Annotated in this window: 18 protein-coding genes; 7 read left to right on the forward strand and 11 right to left on the reverse strand. The window is 71.0% G+C overall.

The annotated features are described in order from the left end of the window. Positions 1–2: 2 nt before the first annotated feature. The 8 genes from def to ACIQWG_RS19410 all read right to left on the reverse strand — a co-directional run bounded on the left by def (position 3) and on the right by ACIQWG_RS19410 (position 7,150). Positions 3–653 (reverse strand): peptide deformylase, encoded by a 651-nt coding sequence (gene def, locus ACIQWG_RS19375; protein ID WP_404097003.1) that lies wholly within the window; start codon positions 651–653, stop codon positions 3–5. Positions 654–727: 74 nt separating this feature from the next. Further along, positions 728–1,708 carry a tetratricopeptide repeat protein gene (locus ACIQWG_RS19380; RefSeq protein WP_404097006.1) on the reverse strand — a complete coding sequence of 327 codons (981 nt, stop codon included), beginning with the start codon at positions 1,706–1,708 and terminating at the stop codon, positions 728–730. Positions 1,709–1,815: 107 nt separating this feature from the next. Next, positions 1,816–3,057 (reverse strand): HD-GYP domain-containing protein, encoded by a 1,242-nt coding sequence (locus ACIQWG_RS19385; protein WP_404097009.1) that lies wholly within the window; start codon positions 3,055–3,057, stop codon positions 1,816–1,818. After that, positions 3,054–4,343 (reverse strand): HD-GYP domain-containing protein, encoded by a 1,290-nt coding sequence (locus ACIQWG_RS19390; RefSeq protein WP_404097012.1) that lies wholly within the window; start codon positions 4,341–4,343, stop codon positions 3,054–3,056. Before ACIQWG_RS19390 ends, ACIQWG_RS19385 begins: the two co-directional genes overlap by 4 nt. 108 nt (positions 4,344–4,451) lie before the next feature. Next, entirely contained in the window at positions 4,452–4,754 is a 303-nt protein-coding gene (gene rsrA / locus ACIQWG_RS19395; RefSeq protein WP_404097015.1) for a mycothiol system anti-sigma-R factor, read from the reverse strand. Then, positions 4,751–5,446, reverse strand: a complete 696-nt coding sequence (sigR, locus tag ACIQWG_RS19400) for an RNA polymerase sigma factor SigR (protein WP_404097728.1) — start codon at positions 5,444–5,446, stop codon at positions 4,751–4,753. The genes rsrA and sigR overlap by 4 nt, the downstream gene beginning before the upstream one ends. A 257-nt stretch (positions 5,447–5,703) precedes the next feature. Next, a complete protein-coding gene (locus ACIQWG_RS19405) occupies positions 5,704–6,333 on the reverse strand; it encodes an alpha/beta family hydrolase (RefSeq protein ID WP_404097018.1) in 630 nt (209 codons plus the stop codon). Between the two features lies 1 nt (position 6,334). Further along, positions 6,335–7,150 (reverse strand): SOS response-associated peptidase, encoded by an 816-nt coding sequence (locus tag ACIQWG_RS19410; protein WP_404097024.1) that lies wholly within the window; start codon positions 7,148–7,150, stop codon positions 6,335–6,337. A 50-nt stretch (positions 7,151–7,200) separates the two neighbouring features. Here ACIQWG_RS19410 and ACIQWG_RS19415 point away from each other — a divergent pair, with 50 nt between their 5' ends. The 4 genes from ACIQWG_RS19415 (at position 7,201) to ACIQWG_RS19430 (ending at position 10,876) form a co-directional block, all read left to right on the forward strand. Then, a complete protein-coding gene (locus ACIQWG_RS19415) occupies positions 7,201–7,923 on the forward strand; it encodes a M50 family metallopeptidase (protein ID WP_404097027.1) in 723 nt (240 codons plus the stop codon). Between the two features lie 125 nt (positions 7,924–8,048). Further along, positions 8,049–9,368 (forward strand): 3-phosphoshikimate 1-carboxyvinyltransferase, encoded by a 1,320-nt coding sequence (gene aroA, locus ACIQWG_RS19420; RefSeq protein ID WP_404097030.1) that lies wholly within the window; start codon positions 8,049–8,051, stop codon positions 9,366–9,368. A gap of 11 nt (positions 9,369–9,379) precedes the next feature. Further along, on the forward strand, positions 9,380–10,390 hold the full coding sequence (rsgA, locus tag ACIQWG_RS19425; RefSeq protein ID WP_404097033.1) for a ribosome small subunit-dependent GTPase A: 1,011 nt from the start codon (positions 9,380–9,382) through the stop codon (positions 10,388–10,390). A 162-nt stretch (positions 10,391–10,552) separates the two neighbouring features. After that, a complete protein-coding gene (locus tag ACIQWG_RS19430; protein WP_404097036.1) occupies positions 10,553–10,876 on the forward strand; it encodes a DMT family transporter in 324 nt (107 codons plus the stop codon). Positions 10,877–10,911: 35 nt separating this feature from the next. Here the strand turns inward: ACIQWG_RS19430 and ACIQWG_RS19435 are convergent, their stop codons facing one another. Then, positions 10,912–11,520 (reverse strand): TetR/AcrR family transcriptional regulator, encoded by a 609-nt coding sequence (locus ACIQWG_RS19435; protein WP_404097039.1) that lies wholly within the window; start codon positions 11,518–11,520, stop codon positions 10,912–10,914. 263 nt (positions 11,521–11,783) lie between these two features. Between ACIQWG_RS19435 and hisN the strand changes: the two genes are divergently transcribed. Further along, positions 11,784–12,584 (forward strand): histidinol-phosphatase, encoded by an 801-nt coding sequence (hisN, locus tag ACIQWG_RS19440; RefSeq protein WP_404097043.1) that lies wholly within the window; start codon positions 11,784–11,786, stop codon positions 12,582–12,584. Positions 12,585–12,624: 40 nt separating this feature from the next. Here the strand turns inward: hisN and ACIQWG_RS19445 are convergent, their stop codons facing one another. Further along, positions 12,625–13,125 (reverse strand): SRPBCC family protein, encoded by a 501-nt coding sequence (locus ACIQWG_RS19445; protein WP_404097046.1) that lies wholly within the window; start codon positions 13,123–13,125, stop codon positions 12,625–12,627. Positions 13,126–13,278: 153 nt separating this feature from the next. On the opposite strand from ACIQWG_RS19445, the gene ACIQWG_RS19450 reads away from it, so the two are divergent. Next, entirely contained in the window at positions 13,279–13,671 is a 393-nt protein-coding gene (locus ACIQWG_RS19450; RefSeq protein WP_404097049.1) for a cyclic nucleotide-binding/CBS domain-containing protein, read from the forward strand. 82 nt (positions 13,672–13,753) lie between these two features. Here the strand turns inward: ACIQWG_RS19450 and ACIQWG_RS19455 are convergent, their stop codons facing one another. Further along, the gene (locus ACIQWG_RS19455) at positions 13,754–15,208 is read right to left on the reverse strand and encodes a catalase (protein WP_404097731.1); all 1,455 of its coding nucleotides are present in this window, start codon (positions 15,206–15,208) and stop codon (positions 13,754–13,756) included. A 153-nt stretch (positions 15,209–15,361) separates the two neighbouring features. Between ACIQWG_RS19455 and ACIQWG_RS19460 the strand changes: the two genes are divergently transcribed. Further along, a complete protein-coding gene (locus tag ACIQWG_RS19460; protein WP_328423642.1) occupies positions 15,362–15,778 on the forward strand; it encodes a Fur family transcriptional regulator in 417 nt (138 codons plus the stop codon). Positions 15,779–15,893: the final 115 nt, after the last annotated feature.

The raw sequence follows: 15,893 nt of genomic DNA on the forward strand, positions 1-15,893 counted from the left end.
GGTCAGTCGTTGGCGACCACGGGGTAGCGCGGCTCGTTCTCGGCCATCTGCCGCAGCGCGTCCTTGCGCTCGCGCTTGGACAGCCGGTCGATGTAGAGGTAGCCGTACAGGTGGTCGGTCTCGTGCTGGAGGCAGCGCGCGAAGTACCCGGTGCCGCGCACCTTGATCGGGTTGCCCTTCTCGTCCTGCCCGGTCACCTCGGCGTAGTCGGGGCGGGCGAGCGGCGCATAGGCCGTCGGCACCGACAGGCAGCCCTCGTTGCTGTCGTCCAGCCGGCGCTGGTCGGCGGGCAGCTCGACGAGCTTCGGGTTGCAGACGACGCCGACGTGGCGCTTGCCCTCGTCGTCCATGCAGTCGTAGACGAAGACCTTCAGGTCGACGCCGATCTGGTTGGCGGCCAGGCCCACGCCCTCGGCGGTGCGCTGCGAGGCGAACATGTCCGCCACCAGCTGGTCCAGCTCGGCGCCGAAGTCGGTGACGTCCTTGCACTCCTTGTGCAGCACCGGGTTCCCCACGACGGTGATCGGCCGCGACGTGCCGCGCTCATGCCAGGCGTTCTCGCGCTCCTCCGTGTCCTCGGTGTCGACGACGAAACCCTCGTCGTCCACGGGGAGCACGCCCGCGTGCTGCTGCTCGGTGTCCTGCTGGGCCATGACCGACGTATGCCTTCCTGCACAAACAAAAGAAGAAAAGGGGGTGTGACGCTGATACAGGGTACGGCGAACGCTCAGCAGACCTCTTCGAGATCCCGCCAGTCCCTGGAATCCGGGCTGTCCGCGACCCACCCGTCCAGCAGCCCCCGCACCAGCGCGGCCGGCGCGGCCACCCCGCACTCACGCTCGGGAACCCACAGCTGGCCGTCCGTACGGTGGCCCAGCGGTCCGGGGTGCCCCGGCTCACTGTGGTCGTGCGGATCCAGGTGCTCCCCGTCGCCCTCGTCGGACGGCATCCGCGACTCGGAGCACATCCGGCACAGCAGCCGTACCGACGACGACCAGTCCTCCGCGGCGAAACCGGCGTCCGCGGCGAGCTGCTCCAGGGCGTCCCGGTCGGCCTCGGTGGCGGCCTCCAGGAGGACCACCCAGGTGGGCACCGGCGAGGGCGCCCACAGCTCGATCTCGTCGAAGACGGGGTAGGAGTGCCCGGCGGACGTGGTCCGCTCCCCGTGCGGCACCCCGTCGTGCAGGACGACCTCGCCCCAGCGCCGCCCGGACGACGGCAGCGGGATCGACAGCACCTCGATCCGGGCGGGGTCCAGCCGCCGCCCCCACACCACCTCGGCCTCCCCCTCCGGGGACAGCCGTACGGCCGCGCTGCCGAGGTCCATGCCGACCGGCGCTCCGGACTCGGTCGCCCCGCCGGGAACCCGCAACCCGTACGCCTGCCAGGCGCGCCGGGCCAGCGGCCAGTCCTGGAGTGCGGTGGCCGCGATGCCGACGTTCCACCAGTCGGGCGCCCCGGTCTCCCGGTCCAGCAGCGCCACGGCACGCAGTCCGGCCGCCCGGGCCTGCTCCCAGTCGTGCCGGAACTTGTGCAGCAGCGCGAGGTTGAACCAGGACTCCGAAAGCCAGGGCTCCAGATCGGCGGCACGTGTCAACAGCGCGCCCGCGTCCTCGTACCGGCCGTCCCCGATGAGCGTGAACGCCCGGTCGGTGGCCTGCCGCCAGGAGGCGGAGGGCCGGTGCCGTCCCTTGCCGAAGATCCTCACGATTCCCGCCTGCCAGTTCCGTGGGTGGGCTGGCTAGTGCTGCCCCCGGACACCCTCTCATTCGCATCCAACCACGTACGGCTGGAAGGGCGCTCATTACCCATGGGTTACCCAGCCACGGGCACTGTAAGACGGTCTCTGGACAGCACCCGTGCGAGCGACCCCACCACTTCCGGGGCGTACTCCCCCGCGGTGCCCAGCCGCAGCTCCTCCAGTGCCTCCAGCGACCCGCCCGGCCCGGCGTCGTGCGCCTTCTCCTCGTAGGCGTTCACCGCCCGCACGATCCGCGCGGCGACCGGTTGCTCCTCAGGGGGGTCGGCGAGCCGCTCCACGACCATCGCGACCTGCGGATTCACCCCGGTCTGCCGTACTACGGCGCCGCCCAGCAGCGCGATCCGCCGCTGTTCCTCGACGGGCAGCCCGGCGGTGGCCCCGGCGGGCACCGGATCGACCAGGCTGAGCTGTCCGATGTCGTGCATGAGGGCCGCGTACTCCAGGACGGTGAGTTCCGCCTCGGACAGGCCCAGGTCCCGCCCCACCTCCCGGCTGAGCGCGGCCACCCGCCGGGCGTGTCCGGTCGGGGTGTATCCGGCGATCTCGGTGGCCCGGGCGAGGGAGGCGATGGTCTGCCGGTAGGTGGTCCGCACGGCGGCGTACCGGCGGAAGGACATCTGGGTGAGCAGCAGCGGCAGCGAGAACACGGGCAGCGCCCACAGCCCGACCACGGCGACCGCGAGCGCCATCACCGCGCCGGTCGCGCAGACGGCCGACCCGATCCCGAGGGTCGCCCGCAGCTCGTCCCGCAGCAGCGGCCCGAACGGCCATCGGGTGCGCGAGTGTGCCAGGGCGGCCGCGAGCAGCGCGTCGCACAGGGTGGTGAGGGCGAGGATCGCGAGCAGCAGCAGGGCGTAGGGGGTGCCCCAGCCGCGGAACGTGCCTTGGTTGAACAGGGGTTGGAAGCAGACGGCGGCGAAGCCCACGGTCAGGACGCGCCGGGCGAGATGGTCGAGCACCGGGCGCCCTCGTGCGATGTGCGGCACGCTGCCGAGCAGCGAGGCGGCGAGGACGACGGCGACGACCTGCGCGACGCCGTGCTCGCTGGGCCGTCCGCCCGTCTCCCCCAGCAGGGCGTACGACAGCGCGACGGCCGCCCCGAGCGGCGCGGCCTCCCTGCCCTCGGCCCCGGTCCACCGCGTGAGTTCGCCCAGCGCGATCAGCACCCCGAAGGCCGCCGCCGTGCCCCGCTCGACCAGACCACCGGAAACGCCGGCGACCAGACAACCCGCCGCGAGGACGGCGGCGCACCCGTGGACAAGGGTCAGCACAGGACTGGGCCGCGGGGCGCTCATCGGCGGGCTCCCGGGACGCCGGCGACGGCCGGGCGGGGTGCCGACGCGGGGCCCTCGTCGGCGGTCACGGCGGGGTGCCATCCGTGCCGGTCGACGGCCTGGACGAGGGCCGTGACCATCCGGGGGTCGAACTGCGAGCCCGCGCACTTCTCCAGCTCCCGCAGCGCGACGGCCACCGGCCGGGCCCGCGAGTAGGACCGGGTCGACGTCATCGCGTCGAACGCGTCCGCGACCGCCACCACCCGTGCCGACTCGGGGATCTGACTGCCGCTCAGCCCATAGGGGTACCCGCTCCCGTCCAGCCGCTCGTGGTGGTGGAGTACGGCAGCCCGCGCCTCGCCGAGGAAGGAGATCCCGCGCACCATCTCGTGCCCGTACTCGGGGTGCAGCTCGATGACCCGCCGCTCTTCGGGAGTCAGCGGCCCGTTCTTGCGCAGCAGCCGCGTCGGTACGCCCAGCTTGCCGACGTCGTGCAGGATCCCGGCGAAGCGGAGCACCTCGACGCGCTCGTCGGCCAGGCCGAGTTCGCGCGCGATCATCATCGTGGCCTGTCCGACGCGCTCGCTGTGGCCGCGGGTGTAGCCGTCCTTGATGTCGACGGCCTGGACGAGTGCCCGGATGGTCGCCTGGTGGGCCGCGTGTTCGCGGTGGTACTGGGCGAACGCCCACCACGACACGCACATCGGCAGCAGCACCAGCAGCGCGGCGACGGGGCCGTAGGGGCTGCGCCACAGGACGGCCATCATCAGTCCGGCCAGCCCGTGCACGGCGATCGGCGCGAGCGAGCGCAGAAAGAGCCCCCGCCAGGCGCGCCGGGCCGGCAGACGCTCGGCGAACACCCGGATCCCTCCGTCCAGCGCGGTGAGGACCAGGCAGAACGCCAGGACCGCGGCCCCCGCGGGCGCGAGCGCGTACGGGAAGTCGGACGCCACCAGGGCGTCATGGTCGCCGAACGCCCAGTGGACGCGGGAGGCCACCCACACCGCGACCATGAGCTGCGCCGCCCGCCACACCCGCCGCAGCAGACGGGGGCTGCCGCCGACCGGGGCGCACAGCGCACCCGGCACCGCGACCAGGGCGGCGGCGGACGGTGGCAGCAGGAAGGCCGCGGCGAGCAGCACCGGATAGAACGGGCCGGACAGCCGCTCGCCCCCGGCGTGCAGCGCGGCCAGCAGGACCACCGCCCACCAGGGGACGCTCGTCGCCGCCGGCCCGTGCACGCAGTACAGGGCGCCGATGACGACGCAGCCGATGTAGACACGGGCCCGTGTGGGTGTCGCCGTCATACGCCCCTCCCCGGACACGCGCTTCAGGCACGGGAGCCTAGGGCGGCCAGGGGGAGGTTCGCGGTCTTATGACCGATGGATTAGCACGTTCGAGTGACGGCCGTGCGTTCAGGATTCCTGCGGTGTCGCCGTGACGTCGTGCTCGGGCACGGTCTGGCCGGAGCGGATCAGATCGAGTCGCCCGAGCACCTTGGCGCGCAGGTCGGTGGGCACGTCGTCATGTCCGCAGCACCGCTTGACCAGCTTCTTCACGGCCTCTTCGAGTCCGTACTTCTCCAGGCACGGCGAGCACTCCTGGAAGTGCTGCTTGAACTTGGCGCGGTCGATGTCCGGCATCTCGCTGTCGAGGAACTCGTAGAGGTGATCAAGTACCTCAGAGCAGTCCGTCTCGTGCGGCTCTCCGCAGCTCATGAGCCCGAGCCTTTCGCTTCGTTCGACTCTCCGGCGCCGGCCGGGACCAGCCCGCGCTCACGGGCGTAGTCCTCGAGCATGCCGCGCAGTTGACGGCGGCCCCGGTGCAGCCGGGACATCACCGTACCGATGGGTGTCCCCATGATGTCCGCGATCTCCTTGTACGCAAAGCCCTCTACGTCGGCCAGATACACGGCGATGCGGAATTCCTCGGGGATGGCCTGGAGTGCTTCCTTCACGTCCGAGTCGGGCAGGTGGTCGAGCGCCTGCGACTCCGCGGAGCGCAAGCCCGTCGACATGTGCGACTCGGCGCGGGCGAGCTGCCAGTCCTCGATCTCCTCGGCCGCGGAGCGCTGGGGTTCACGCTGCTTCTTGCGGTACGAGTTGATGAAGGTGTTGGTGAGGATCCGGTACAGCCACGCCTTGAGGTTGGTGCCCTCGCGGAACTGGTGGAAGGACGCGTACGCCTTGGCGTAGGTCTCCTGCACCAGGTCCTCCGCGTCGGCCGGGTTGCGCGTCATGCGCAGCGCGGCCGAGTACATCTGGTCGAGGAATTCGAGCGCGTCCCGCTCGAAGCGTGCGCTGCGCTCGGCGGTCGACTCCGCCGATGTGCCCACGCCCGTGCCCAGGCCCTCGGGCTGCTCCGCCTGGCCGTTGTCGGTCCCTGCGTCGGTACCGGGAACCGGACCCACCTCCTCAAGATTCCGGGCAGGGCCGAAACCGGACCCACCTGAATCGGAGGATAGACGACCTGCCGTACCTGCCGCCCCTCGAATAGGAGCGGTCTTGGCCGCGTGCAGCACCGTCCACTCCAGGTCGGCGCGCTTGCCGGCGGTCGGGCAGAAGGTCGAACCCATGCGGTGGACTTCCTCTCCTACGGCGTGAGCGCTGCCGTTTCAGCACCGCTGTCCGCCACAACAGAGCCCGGGCCCCCGGCATTCCCGAGTCTTTACCCGAGTGACCCGACCCACTTGAGGACCGCGTCCGTGACGATCGCCACGGCCTCGCCCTGATCGAGGGGTGCCCGCTTGGGCACGGCGAACCCGTGGTCGCCGTACGGCACCTCGACCAGCTCGTGGTCGCCGTCGGGGAACTCCTCGGGCCTGCCGAAGGGGTCGTTGCCGCCCTGTACGACGAGGGTGGGCACGCCGGCGCCGAGCAGTTCGTCGGCGCGGGACTTCTCGGGCCTGCCCGGTGGGTGCAGGGGGAAGCTGAGCGCGAGCACGGCACGGGCGCCCAGCTCGACGGCCGTACGGCAGGCCACCCGGGCCCCCGCGCTGCGGCCGCCGGAGATCACGGGCAGGCCGGGCCCGGACAGCGCGGGCCAGACGCCCCGCCAGCCGATGTCGAGGGTCTTCGGCGCGGGCGCCACCTTCTTCCCGGCCACCCGCCAGGGCTGCTCCACGAGGGCGACACTCACGCCGTGGGCCGGGAGGACCTCGGCGAGGGCCACGAGGTCCCGGGCCCCGATGCCGCCTCCGGCGCCGTGGCTCGCGGCCAGCACCAGCCGTGCCTTCTTCGCCGGGTGCCAGGTGATGCGGGCGTCGCCCGCCTCCGTCGCGATGATCTCGGTCGTCACGTCAGAAGAGTGTGCCCTCTTCGGGGCCGTCCAGCTCCTTCAGCAGCTCCGGGCCGTTGTTGCGGACGTTGCTGACCAGGGTGGAGACCGGGTAGGCGCGCATCAGTCCGGCCGGCGGCGGGTCGAGGAGCGTGCGCAACTCGTCGGGGTCCGTGCGGGAGGGGTCCAGCCAGGCGTCCCAGCGGTCCGGGGTCAGCATCAGCGGCATACGGGGGTGGATCTCGGCGAGCGTGTGCGGGCCCTGGGCCGGGGAGACGGCCAGCGGGGTCGTCTCGGCCTCCGTGGTGATCACGGAGCAGGTCACCCACCAGGCCTGCGGGTGCTCGTCGGGCAGGGTCCGGTCCCGCCAGAACTCGTACAGCCCGGCCATCGCGAACACCGATCCGTCGGCGGGCAGCACGAAGTACGGCTGCTTGCGCGGCCGCTTCTTGCGCCCCTCGACCTCCAGGTCCCGCTCCTGCTTGCCGGTGACCCACTCGTAATAGCCGTCGGCGGGGATGACGCAGCGCCGGGTGGCGAAGGCCCGGCGGTACGACGGCTTCTCGTGCACCGTCTCCGCGCGCGCGTTGATCATCTTGAAGGCGCTCTCGGGGGTCTTGGACCAGCTGGGCACCAGCCCCCACTTCAGCTTCCGCAGCTGCCGAACCGGGCGCGGGTCGTCCACGTCTTTCAAGGGACGGTCGAGGACGACGTGCACCTCCTTGGTCGGGGCCACGTTGTAGTCCGCTTCGAGGCTCTCCTCGGGCTCCCACTTCTCGATCTCAAAGATTCCTGCGAGATCCTCGGGCCCACGACTGGCTGCATACCGTCCGCACATACGTGCAACACTGCCAGACTCCATCCGACCACAGGGAGCCACAGCCCTCCATGGACAGCACCGCATCCGCCTCGCTCGCCGCCCTCTGGGACGAGGTCTCCGGCACCCAGCCCGACCCCGATCTGTGGGTCGTGATCGCGGCTCTGGTCGCCGCGCTCGCGGTGGTCGTCCCGCACGGACTGTGGCGCCTCTCGCGCAACGCCATCACCATCGCCCACGAGGGCGGCCACGGTCTGGTCGCGCTGCTGACCGGCCGGACGCTGACCGGCATACGCCTGCACTCCGACACCAGCGGCCTCACCGTCAGCCGGGGCAAGCCGCACGGCCTCGGCATGATCCTCACCGCGGCCGCCGGCTACACCGCTCCCCCGCTGCTGGGCCTCGGCGGCGCCGCCCTGCTCGGCGCGGGCCGCATCACGCTGCTGCTGTGGCTGGCGACGGCCCTGCTGGTGGCGATGCTGGTGATGATCCGGAACGCGTACGGGGCGCTGACGGTGTTCGTGACGGGCGGGACGTTCGTGCTGGTGAGCTGGTTCACCGGACCGCAGGTGCAGGCGGCGTTCGCGTATGTGGTGGTGTGGTTCCTGTTGCTCGGGGGCGTGCGCCCCGCGTTCGAGCTTCAGGCCAAGCGGGCACGCGGGGGTGCGGGCGACTCGGACGCGGACCAGCTGTCGCGGCTGACGCACGTACCGGCGGGACTGTGGCTGTTCCTGTTCCACGCGGTGTCGTTGTGCTCGCTGATAGGTGGGGGTCGCTGGCTGCTGGATGTGTGACGGAGTCCCGAAGGGGCGAGTCACCCAGGGGCGCGGGACGGTATCGACATGCGGCTCCGCCGCGTGGGCGCGACCAGCCACAACGGCGCCGCACCAGAAGGACGGCCTCCTTATAAAGTGAACCCATGGCCCAAAACCCCGACGCACACACCGCCCTCTGGCCCGCCCCGCACGCGAGCGGCCCCGTCGACGCGACGGTCCACGTGCCCGGGTCGAAGTCGGTGACCAACCGCGCCCTCGTCCTCGCCGCCCTGGCGAGCGAGCCCGGCTGGCTGCGCCGCCCGCTGCGCTCCCGCGACACCCTGCTGATGGCCGGGGCGCTGCGCGCCATGGGCGTCGGGATCGAGGAAGGTGTGGGCCCCGAGGGCACCGGAGAGGCCTGGCGGGTGCTCCCCGCGGGCCTGCTCGGCCCGGCCACGGTCGACGTCGGCAACGCCGGCACGGTGATGCGCTTCCTCCCGCCGGTCGCCGCCCTGGCCGACGGCCCCGTCCGTTTCGACGGCGACCCGAGGTCGTACGAGCGGCCCCTGAACGGCGTGATCGACGCCCTGCGCGTCCTGGGCGCCCGGATCGACGACGACGGCCGCGGCGCGCTGCCGCTCACGGTCCACGGCGGGGGTGCGCTGGAGGGCGGCCCCGTGGAGATCGACGCCTCGTCGTCCTCCCAGTTCGTGTCGGCGCTGCTGCTCTCCGGGCCGCGCTTCAACCAGGGCGTGGAGGTGCGGCACATCGGCTCCGCGCTTCCCTCGATGCCGCACATCCGCATGACCGTCGACATGCTGCGCTCGGTCGGTGCCCAGGTGGACACCCCGGAGTCGGGTGGCGAGCCGAACGTCTGGCGGGTCACGCCGGGCGCATTGCTCGGCCGCGACCTGACGGTCGAGCCGGACCTGTCCAACGCCCAGCCGTTCCTGGCGGCGGCGCTGGTGACCGGCGGCAAGGTGCTCGTGCCGGACTGGCCGGCCCGTACCACCCAGCCCGGGGACCGGCTGCGTGAGATCTTCACCGAGATGGGCGGTTCCTGCGAACTCACCGAGTACGGGCTGGTGTTCACCGGTTCGGGTGCGGTTCACGGCATCGATGTGGACCTGAGCGAGGTCGGCGAGCTGACCCCCGGCATCGCGGCGGTCGCGGCGCTCGCCGACTCCCCGTCGACCCTGCGCGGCGTCGCGCATCTGCGGCTGCACGAGACGGACCGCCTGGCCGCGCTGACCAAGGAGATCAACGAACTCGGCGGTGACGTCACCGAGACCGCCGACGGTCTGCACATCCGCCCGCGCCGCCTGCACGGCGGTGTCTTCCACACCTACGAGGACCACCGCATGGCGACGGCCGGCGCGATCATCGGCCTCGCGGTCGAGGGCGTACGCATCGAGAACGTGGCGACAACGGCGAAGACCCTGCCGGACTTCCCCGAACTGTGGACCGGGATGCTCGGGGCGTAGGGGACACCGCCATGCGCCGCTACGGCAAGCACACCGACGAGGACGACATCCGCACCCGTCCCGGCCGCCGGAACACCCGGCCCCGTACGAACATCCGGCCCAAGCACGAGGACGCCGCCGAGGGCATGGTCCTCACCGTCGACCGGGGACGGCTGACCGTCCTCGTCGACGACCGGGTCGTGATGGCCATGAAGGCCCGCGAACTCGGCCGCAAGGCGGCGGTGGTCGGGGACCGGGTGGCGCTGGTCGGCGATCTGTCCGGCAAGAAGGACACCCTCGCGCGGATCGTGCGGATCGAGGAGCGGACGTCGGTGCTGCGCCGTACCGCCGACGACGACGATCCGTTCGAGCGGGTCGTGGTGGCCAACGCCGACCAACTCGCCATCGTCACCGCCCTCGCCGACCCCGAGCCACGGCCCCGGCTGATCGACCGCTGTCTGGTCGCGGCGTTCGACGGCGGCCTGGAGCCGCTGCTCGTCCTGACGAAGTCGGACCTGGCGCCACCGGACGAACTCCTGGAGCTGTACGGGGCGTTGGACATCCCGTATGTCGTCACCAACCGCGAGGAGTTGAAGGACGGGGCCGCCGCGGACCGGGTGCGCGAGCAGTTGGACGGCCGGGTCACGGCGTTCGTCGGGCACTCCGGCGTGGGCAAGACGACGCTGGTGAACGCGCTGGTGCCGGAGGAGCGTCGGCGCAGCACCGGGCATGTCAACGCGGTGACGGGGCGCGGCCGGCACACGACGACGTCGGCGTTGGCGCTGCCGTTGACGACGGTCGACGGCTGGGTGATCGACACCCCCGGGGTGCGGTCGTTCGGTCTGGCGCACATCGATCCGTCCCGGGTGATCCACGCGTTTCCCGATCTGGAACCGGGAACCGAGGGGTGCCCGCGTGCGTGCAGTCATGACGAACCTGACTGCGCGTTGGACGAGTATGTGGCGGAGGGGCACGCGGACCCGGCGCGGCTCTATTCGCTGCGGCGGTTGTTGGCCACACGTGAGCGCAAGGAAGGCGACTGAGCGCCTTCGGAGTCGCTGGAGGAAGGTGATTGACCTCCGCGTTGTTTGTCCCCGTGTGAGTCCGGTAAAGGCATAATCGCACCGAGCCGGAACCAAGCCTGACCAAAGCCTGACGAACCTGACGAAGCGGTCACAGAACGTGGGGATACGGGAGGACAGCACATGGCGTGGCTGCTGGTCATTGTGGCGGGGCTGCTCGAAACCGGCTTCGCCGTCTGCCTGAAGCTGTCGCACGGCTTCAGCCGCCTCTGGCCGACCGTGGCGTTCTGCATCTTCGCGCTCGGCAGTTTCGGTCTGCTGACCTTGTCGCTGAGGAAGCTGGACGTCGGGCCGGCGTACGCGGTCTGGACGGGGATCGGGGCGGCGGGCACCGCCATCTACGGGATGATCTTCCTCGGCGACATCGTCTCGACGCTGAAGCTCGTGTCGATCAGCCTGGTGATCGTGGGCGTCATCGGGTTGCAGCTGTCGGGTTCGGCGAACTGAGGCGACTCCGGTCGCGGCACCGGTCCCTGCACCGGTCAGCTCGCCAACTGCCGGTGCAGCGCCCCGCGTACGAGATCGGCGACACCGCCCTCGCCGGGTGGGGCGCTGACGCAGGACAGGGCCAGCCTGACAACGAGTTCGCAGGAGCGGGCGAGGTCGGCGGTGTCGGACTTGGTGACGCCGGGTCCGCAGAGGACGGCCACGGCACGGTCGCGCACGGTGGTCACGAAGTCGCCCGGTGAGGGCAGCGGGCCATCGGCTCGGCGCTGCGCCGGGACGGCGGAGGAGGACGGGACCGCGGAGAGCGTCGGCGAGGGCAGGCGCTCGCTCCAGCAGCCGGTGAGCATGGCGCGGACGAGGGCGTTGTCGCGGGCGAGGCCGGCGGTCCACTCGGCGGTGGCGGCGAGGCGGTCGCGGGCGTCGCCCGGGGAGGCGAGGGCGCGGTCGACGCCGGCGAGATAGCCGTCGGCTTCCCTCCTGACCAGCGCGCGGGCCAGCCCCTCCTTGCTCCCGAACTCGTTGTACAGCGTCTGCCGGGACACTCCGGCCGCCGCGGCCACGTCCACCATCCGCACGGCGGACCACGGCCGGCGCGCCAGCGCCGTGTAAGCGGCGTCCAGCAGGGATTCCCGCGCTCCAGGCATCTTCGCCTCCCGGGGACGAGCGGCTCTGCGCCCAGATTTGACGCGCACGGGGTCACTGTCAAGGGTTCGCGAGGGCATGCGGGGGCGCCATCCGGCGGGTGTGCGCGGCCTTCGGTGCCGGGGCCGACCCAGGCGCCCCTACGGCCACTTCCGCCACGGTCCGTGCCCTCGGCGTGTGTCGCGCCCCGCCAACCGTGGGCAATCCGCCCATGATCCCAGGGCCTGGTAGCCCCACCGGGACCACGGCAGATAGCGTTCGTCCCATGCCGGACTATCTCGACGATCTCCGCCTCGCCCACGTCCTCGCGGACGCCGCCGACGCCGCAACCATGGACCGATTCAAGGCGCTCGACCTCAAGGTCGAGACGAAGCCGGACATGACCCCGGTGAGCGAGGCGGACAAGGCCGCCGAGGAGCTCATCCGGGGGCAGTTGCAGCGGGCCCGGCCGAGAGACGCGATCATCGGCGAGGAGTACGGCGTCGAGGGCACCGGGCCCCGTCGCTGGGTGATCGATCCGATCGACGGCACCAAGAACTACGTACGCGGCGTCCCCGTCTGGGCCACCCTGATCTCCCTGACGGAGGCGTCGGAGGGCGGCTTCCAGCCGGTGGTCGGGCTGGTGTCCGCTCCCGCGCTCGGGCGGCGCTGGTGGGCCGCCAAGGGCCACGGCGCGTTCACCGGCCGCAGCCTCTCCTCCGCGTCCCGGCTGCGCGTCTCGCGCGTCTCCAAACTGACGGACGCCTCCTTCGCCTACTCCTCGCTCAGCGGGTGGGAGGACCTGGGGCGCCTCGGCGGCTTCCTCGACCTCACGCGTGAGGTGTGGCGCACGCGCGCGTACGGCGACTTCTGGCCGTACATGATGGTCGCCGAGGGGTCGGTCGACATCTGCGCCGAGCCGGAGCTGTCCCTGTGGGACATGGCCGCCACCGCGATCGTCGTCACGGAGGCCGGCGGCACCTTCACCGGCCTCGACGGCCGCCCCGGCCCGCACAGCGGCAACGCCGCCGCCTCGAACGGCCTGCTGCACGACGAGCTGCTCGGGTACCTCAACGAGCGCTACTGACGGAGTCGGCGGCCTGACCTGCGCGTTTCCGTAGGGCAGATCAGGCCGTCGCTTCGCGGACGTCCTTTCCCTGCTCGGCGAACGCCTTGAAGTCCTGCATGTGCTGTCGCGACTGCTTGCGGAAGGCGCCGGGCATCAGAAGGCCCACCAGCTTCATCAGAAGGCCGCCGAACCGGTACTCGTTCTCGCTCTCCCAGAGCGTCGTGTCCGGTCCGGCCTCGGTCAGCCGGTCGCGCACGGCGCTCCACATGCCCTCACCGACGATCTCGCGGTCGAAGTGAACGACGCTCCCTCTCGGGATCTCGCGCAGGTCCGCCGGCTCCCGGCGGGTGATGGTCTCGGTGGCCTCGAACTCCCGTTGGCCCATCCGCATCACGACCCGCGACCTGGTGCCGAGCTGCCCGTGCTCCCCACTCAGCGGCTCGTGCAGCACCAGGCCCCGCAGCCATTTCGGCAGCTGTGCAGGGTCGGCGAGCAGCTGGACCACCTGCTCCCGCGGCAGGGCGATCTCGATGGAGACGGTGTATTTCATGGGGCGCATCACTCTTCACCTTCCGGGTGTGGGACCACGAGCGCTACCGAGCGCCCTCTTGTTGACCCCCTCTTTACCTGTCACTCTGAAAGTCCCCCCACTTGTGAATTTGTGAAACCGTGAACAAACGGTGCGGGGGCACTTCAGGAGGTGGCTCCATCCATGCTCGTACGTGACGCCATGAGCACCGTGGTCCTCACCATCGGCCCCACCCACACCCTTCGGCAGGCCGCCGCACTCATGTCCACCCGCCGGGTCGGCGCGGCCGTGGTCCACGACCCCGACGCGGGCGGTATCGGCATTCTCACCGAACGCGACATCCTCAACTCTCTCGGGCTGGGACAGGACCCGGACACCGAACGCGCCCACGACCACACCACCACCGACGTCGTGTTCGCCGCCCCGGGCTGGACCCTGGAGGATGCCGCCCGGGCCATGGCACACGGCGGCTTCCGGCATCTGATCGTCCTGGACCGCGACGAGCCCGTCGGCATCGTCTCGGTCCGCGACATCATCCGCTGCTGGGCGCCCGTACGACAGCACGTGCCGGCCTAGGCGCGCGCGAACGCGAAACGGGCCGGATCCCCACGGGGGAATCCGGCCCGTCCGCGCACGACAAGCGGTCCAGTGCTGGGTGTCAGCCGCGCAGTTCCTGGACGGCGGCCTCCAGCCGCTTGCCGTAGTCCTCGTCCGCCCGGCGGAAGTTGTCGATCGCCCGCTCGACGATGTCCTCGCGCGAGACCTTGGCGATGAACCCCGCGAGGTTGGCGATCAGGCGCTCCTTCTCGTCCTGCGACATCAGCCGGTACAGGTTGCCCGCCTGCACGAAGTCGTCGTCCTCGGCGTGCGCCGGGGCCTCGTGGTCGCCGGTGCCGGCCGTGAAACCGGCGAAGGGCTGCCACAGCGGGCGCCCCGTCTGGGCCGGGCCGCCGAAGCTGTTCGGCTCGTAGTTCTTCGCGCCGCCGTGACGGCCGTCGTACAGGAAGCCGTCCCGGCTGTTGGTGCGCGCCTCGGTGGCGTGCGGGCGGTTCACCGGCAGGTGGTCGGCGTTGATGCCGACGCGGTAGCGGTGTGCGTCGCCGTACGCGAACAGGCGGCCCTGGAGCATCTTGTCCGGGGACGGGCCGATGCCGGGGACGAAGTGGGCGGGGCTGAAGATCGACTGCTCGACCTCCGCGAAGACGTTGCGCGGATTGCGGTTGAGCTCCAGCCGGCCGATCTCGATCGGCGGGTAGTCCTCGTGCGGCCACACCTTGGTCAGGTCGAACGGGTTGAAGCGGTACGCCGCCGCGTCCGCCGCCGGCATGATCTGCACCTGCACGGTCCAGGTCGGGAACTCGCCCCGCTCGATGGCCTGACGCAGGTCACGCTGGTGGGAGTCGGGGTCCTCACCGGCGAGGCGGTTGGCCTCCTGCTGGGTGAGGTTCCGGATGCCCTGGTCGGTCTTGAAGTGGTACTTGACCCAGAAGACCTCGCCGGCCTCGTTGTTCCACTGGTAGGTGTGCGAGCCGTAGCCATTCATGTGGCGGTAGGAGGCGGGGATGCCCCGGTCGCCGAACAGCCAGGTCACCTGGTGCGTCGACTCCGGCGACAGGGACCAGAAGTCCCAGACGTTGTCCGCCTCCTGGCTGCCGGTGTACGGGTCGCGCTTCTGGGTGTGGATGAAGTCCGGGAACTTGATGGCGTCCTTGATGAAGAACACCGGGGTGTTGTTGCCGACGAGGTCGTAGTTACCCTCCTCGGTGTAGAACTTCAGCGCCCAGCCGCGCGGGTCGCGCACGGCGTCCGCCGCGCCCAGGTTGCCGGCCACCGTCGAGAAGCGCAGGAAGGTCTCCGTCCGCTTGCCGACCTCGGAGAGGAACGCGGCCCGCGTGTACGGCGTGACATCGGCGGTCACCGTGAAGGTGCCGTAGGCCCCGGCGCCGCGCGCGTGCACCACGCGCTCCGGGATGCGCTCCCGGTTGAAGTGGGCCAGCTTCTCCAGCAGGAGCTGGTCCTGGACGAGGACCGGGCCGCCGATACCCGCGGTCTCACTGTTCTGGTTGTCGGCGACCGGCGCTCCGGCCTCCGTCGTGAGCGGTCCCTGGGTCACGTGCGCCTCCTGCGTCAGTTCGAGCAACTCCAGCCACTCCTGTGCATTGGCCAAAGTCGAGCTCGATCCTATACTGGACTTTGTCTAAGTCAAACCAAGCTCCAAAGTCACATCCATTCGGAAGCTGGTCCCCCTGCTGTTAAGGTGTTCTGCATGAGTGACCTTCTGGAACGGCTGCGCGGACGCGGATGGCGGATGACCGCGCAGCGACGTGTCGTGGCCGAGGTCCTCGCCGGCGATCACGTCCATCTGACGGCCGACGAGGTGCACGCGCGCGCCGTGGCCAAGCTGCCCGAGATCTCGCGCGCGACCGTCTACAACACCCTGGGTGAGCTCGTCACCCTCGGCGAAGTACTCGAGGTCTCCACCGACAAGCGCGCCAAGCGGTACGACCCGAACGCGCACCGGCCCCACCACCACCTGGTCTGCGCCCAGTGCGGCTCGATCCGGGACGTCCACCCGACGGGCAACCCGATGGCGGACCTGCCCGACTCCGAGCGCTTCGGCTTCACGGTCTCGGACGTCGAGGTGACCTACCGCGGCCTCTGCCCGAACTGCGCGAAGGCCTGAAAGCCGCCATTGAGCCCCGGCACCCCTGAGTGCCGGGGCTCTGTGCTGCCCGCGTGCAGGCGGGGTTCCCGAATCTGACGGGTCGTCATATGGTCAACGGCACCCACCTGTACGT

The organism is Streptomyces sp. NPDC098781 (assembly GCF_044759995.1).
GTDB lineage: Bacteria > Actinomycetota > Actinomycetes > Streptomycetales > Streptomycetaceae > Streptomyces.

What these genes read in the sequence shown, in the direction of transcription:
- hisN (WP_404097043.1), top strand. Translation starts at nt 11,784, where the DNA reads ATGCCGGACTATCTCGACGATCTCCGCCTCGCCCACGTCCTCGCGGAC.
- ACIQWG_RS19410 (WP_404097024.1), bottom strand. Translation starts at nt 7,150, where the DNA reads ATGTGCGGACGGTATGCAGCCAGTCGTGGGCCCGAGGATCTCGCAGGA.
- aroA (WP_404097030.1), top strand. Translation starts at nt 8,049, where the DNA reads ATGGCCCAAAACCCCGACGCACACACCGCCCTCTGGCCCGCCCCGCAC.
- ACIQWG_RS19415 (WP_404097027.1), top strand. Translation starts at nt 7,201, where the DNA reads ATGGACAGCACCGCATCCGCCTCGCTCGCCGCCCTCTGGGACGAGGTC.
- ACIQWG_RS19435 (WP_404097039.1), bottom strand. Translation starts at nt 11,520, where the DNA reads ATGCCTGGAGCGCGGGAATCCCTGCTGGACGCCGCTTACACGGCGCTG.
- ACIQWG_RS19450 (WP_404097049.1), top strand. Translation starts at nt 13,279, where the DNA reads ATGCTCGTACGTGACGCCATGAGCACCGTGGTCCTCACCATCGGCCCC.
- rsgA (WP_404097033.1), top strand. Translation starts at nt 9,380, where the DNA reads ATGCGCCGCTACGGCAAGCACACCGACGAGGACGACATCCGCACCCGT.
- ACIQWG_RS19430 (WP_404097036.1), top strand. Translation starts at nt 10,553, where the DNA reads ATGGCGTGGCTGCTGGTCATTGTGGCGGGGCTGCTCGAAACCGGCTTC.
- ACIQWG_RS19460 (WP_328423642.1), top strand. Translation starts at nt 15,362, where the DNA reads ATGAGTGACCTTCTGGAACGGCTGCGCGGACGCGGATGGCGGATGACC.
- rsrA (WP_404097015.1), bottom strand. Translation starts at nt 4,754, where the DNA reads ATGAGCTGCGGAGAGCCGCACGAGACGGACTGCTCTGAGGTACTTGAT.
- def (WP_404097003.1), bottom strand. Translation starts at nt 653, where the DNA reads ATGGCCCAGCAGGACACCGAGCAGCAGCACGCGGGCGTGCTCCCCGTG.
- ACIQWG_RS19445 (WP_404097046.1), bottom strand. Translation starts at nt 13,125, where the DNA reads ATGCGCCCCATGAAATACACCGTCTCCATCGAGATCGCCCTGCCGCGG.
- ACIQWG_RS19390 (WP_404097012.1), bottom strand. Translation starts at nt 4,343, where the DNA reads ATGACGGCGACACCCACACGGGCCCGTGTCTACATCGGCTGCGTCGTC.
- ACIQWG_RS19385 (WP_404097009.1), bottom strand. Translation starts at nt 3,057, where the DNA reads ATGAGCGCCCCGCGGCCCAGTCCTGTGCTGACCCTTGTCCACGGGTGC.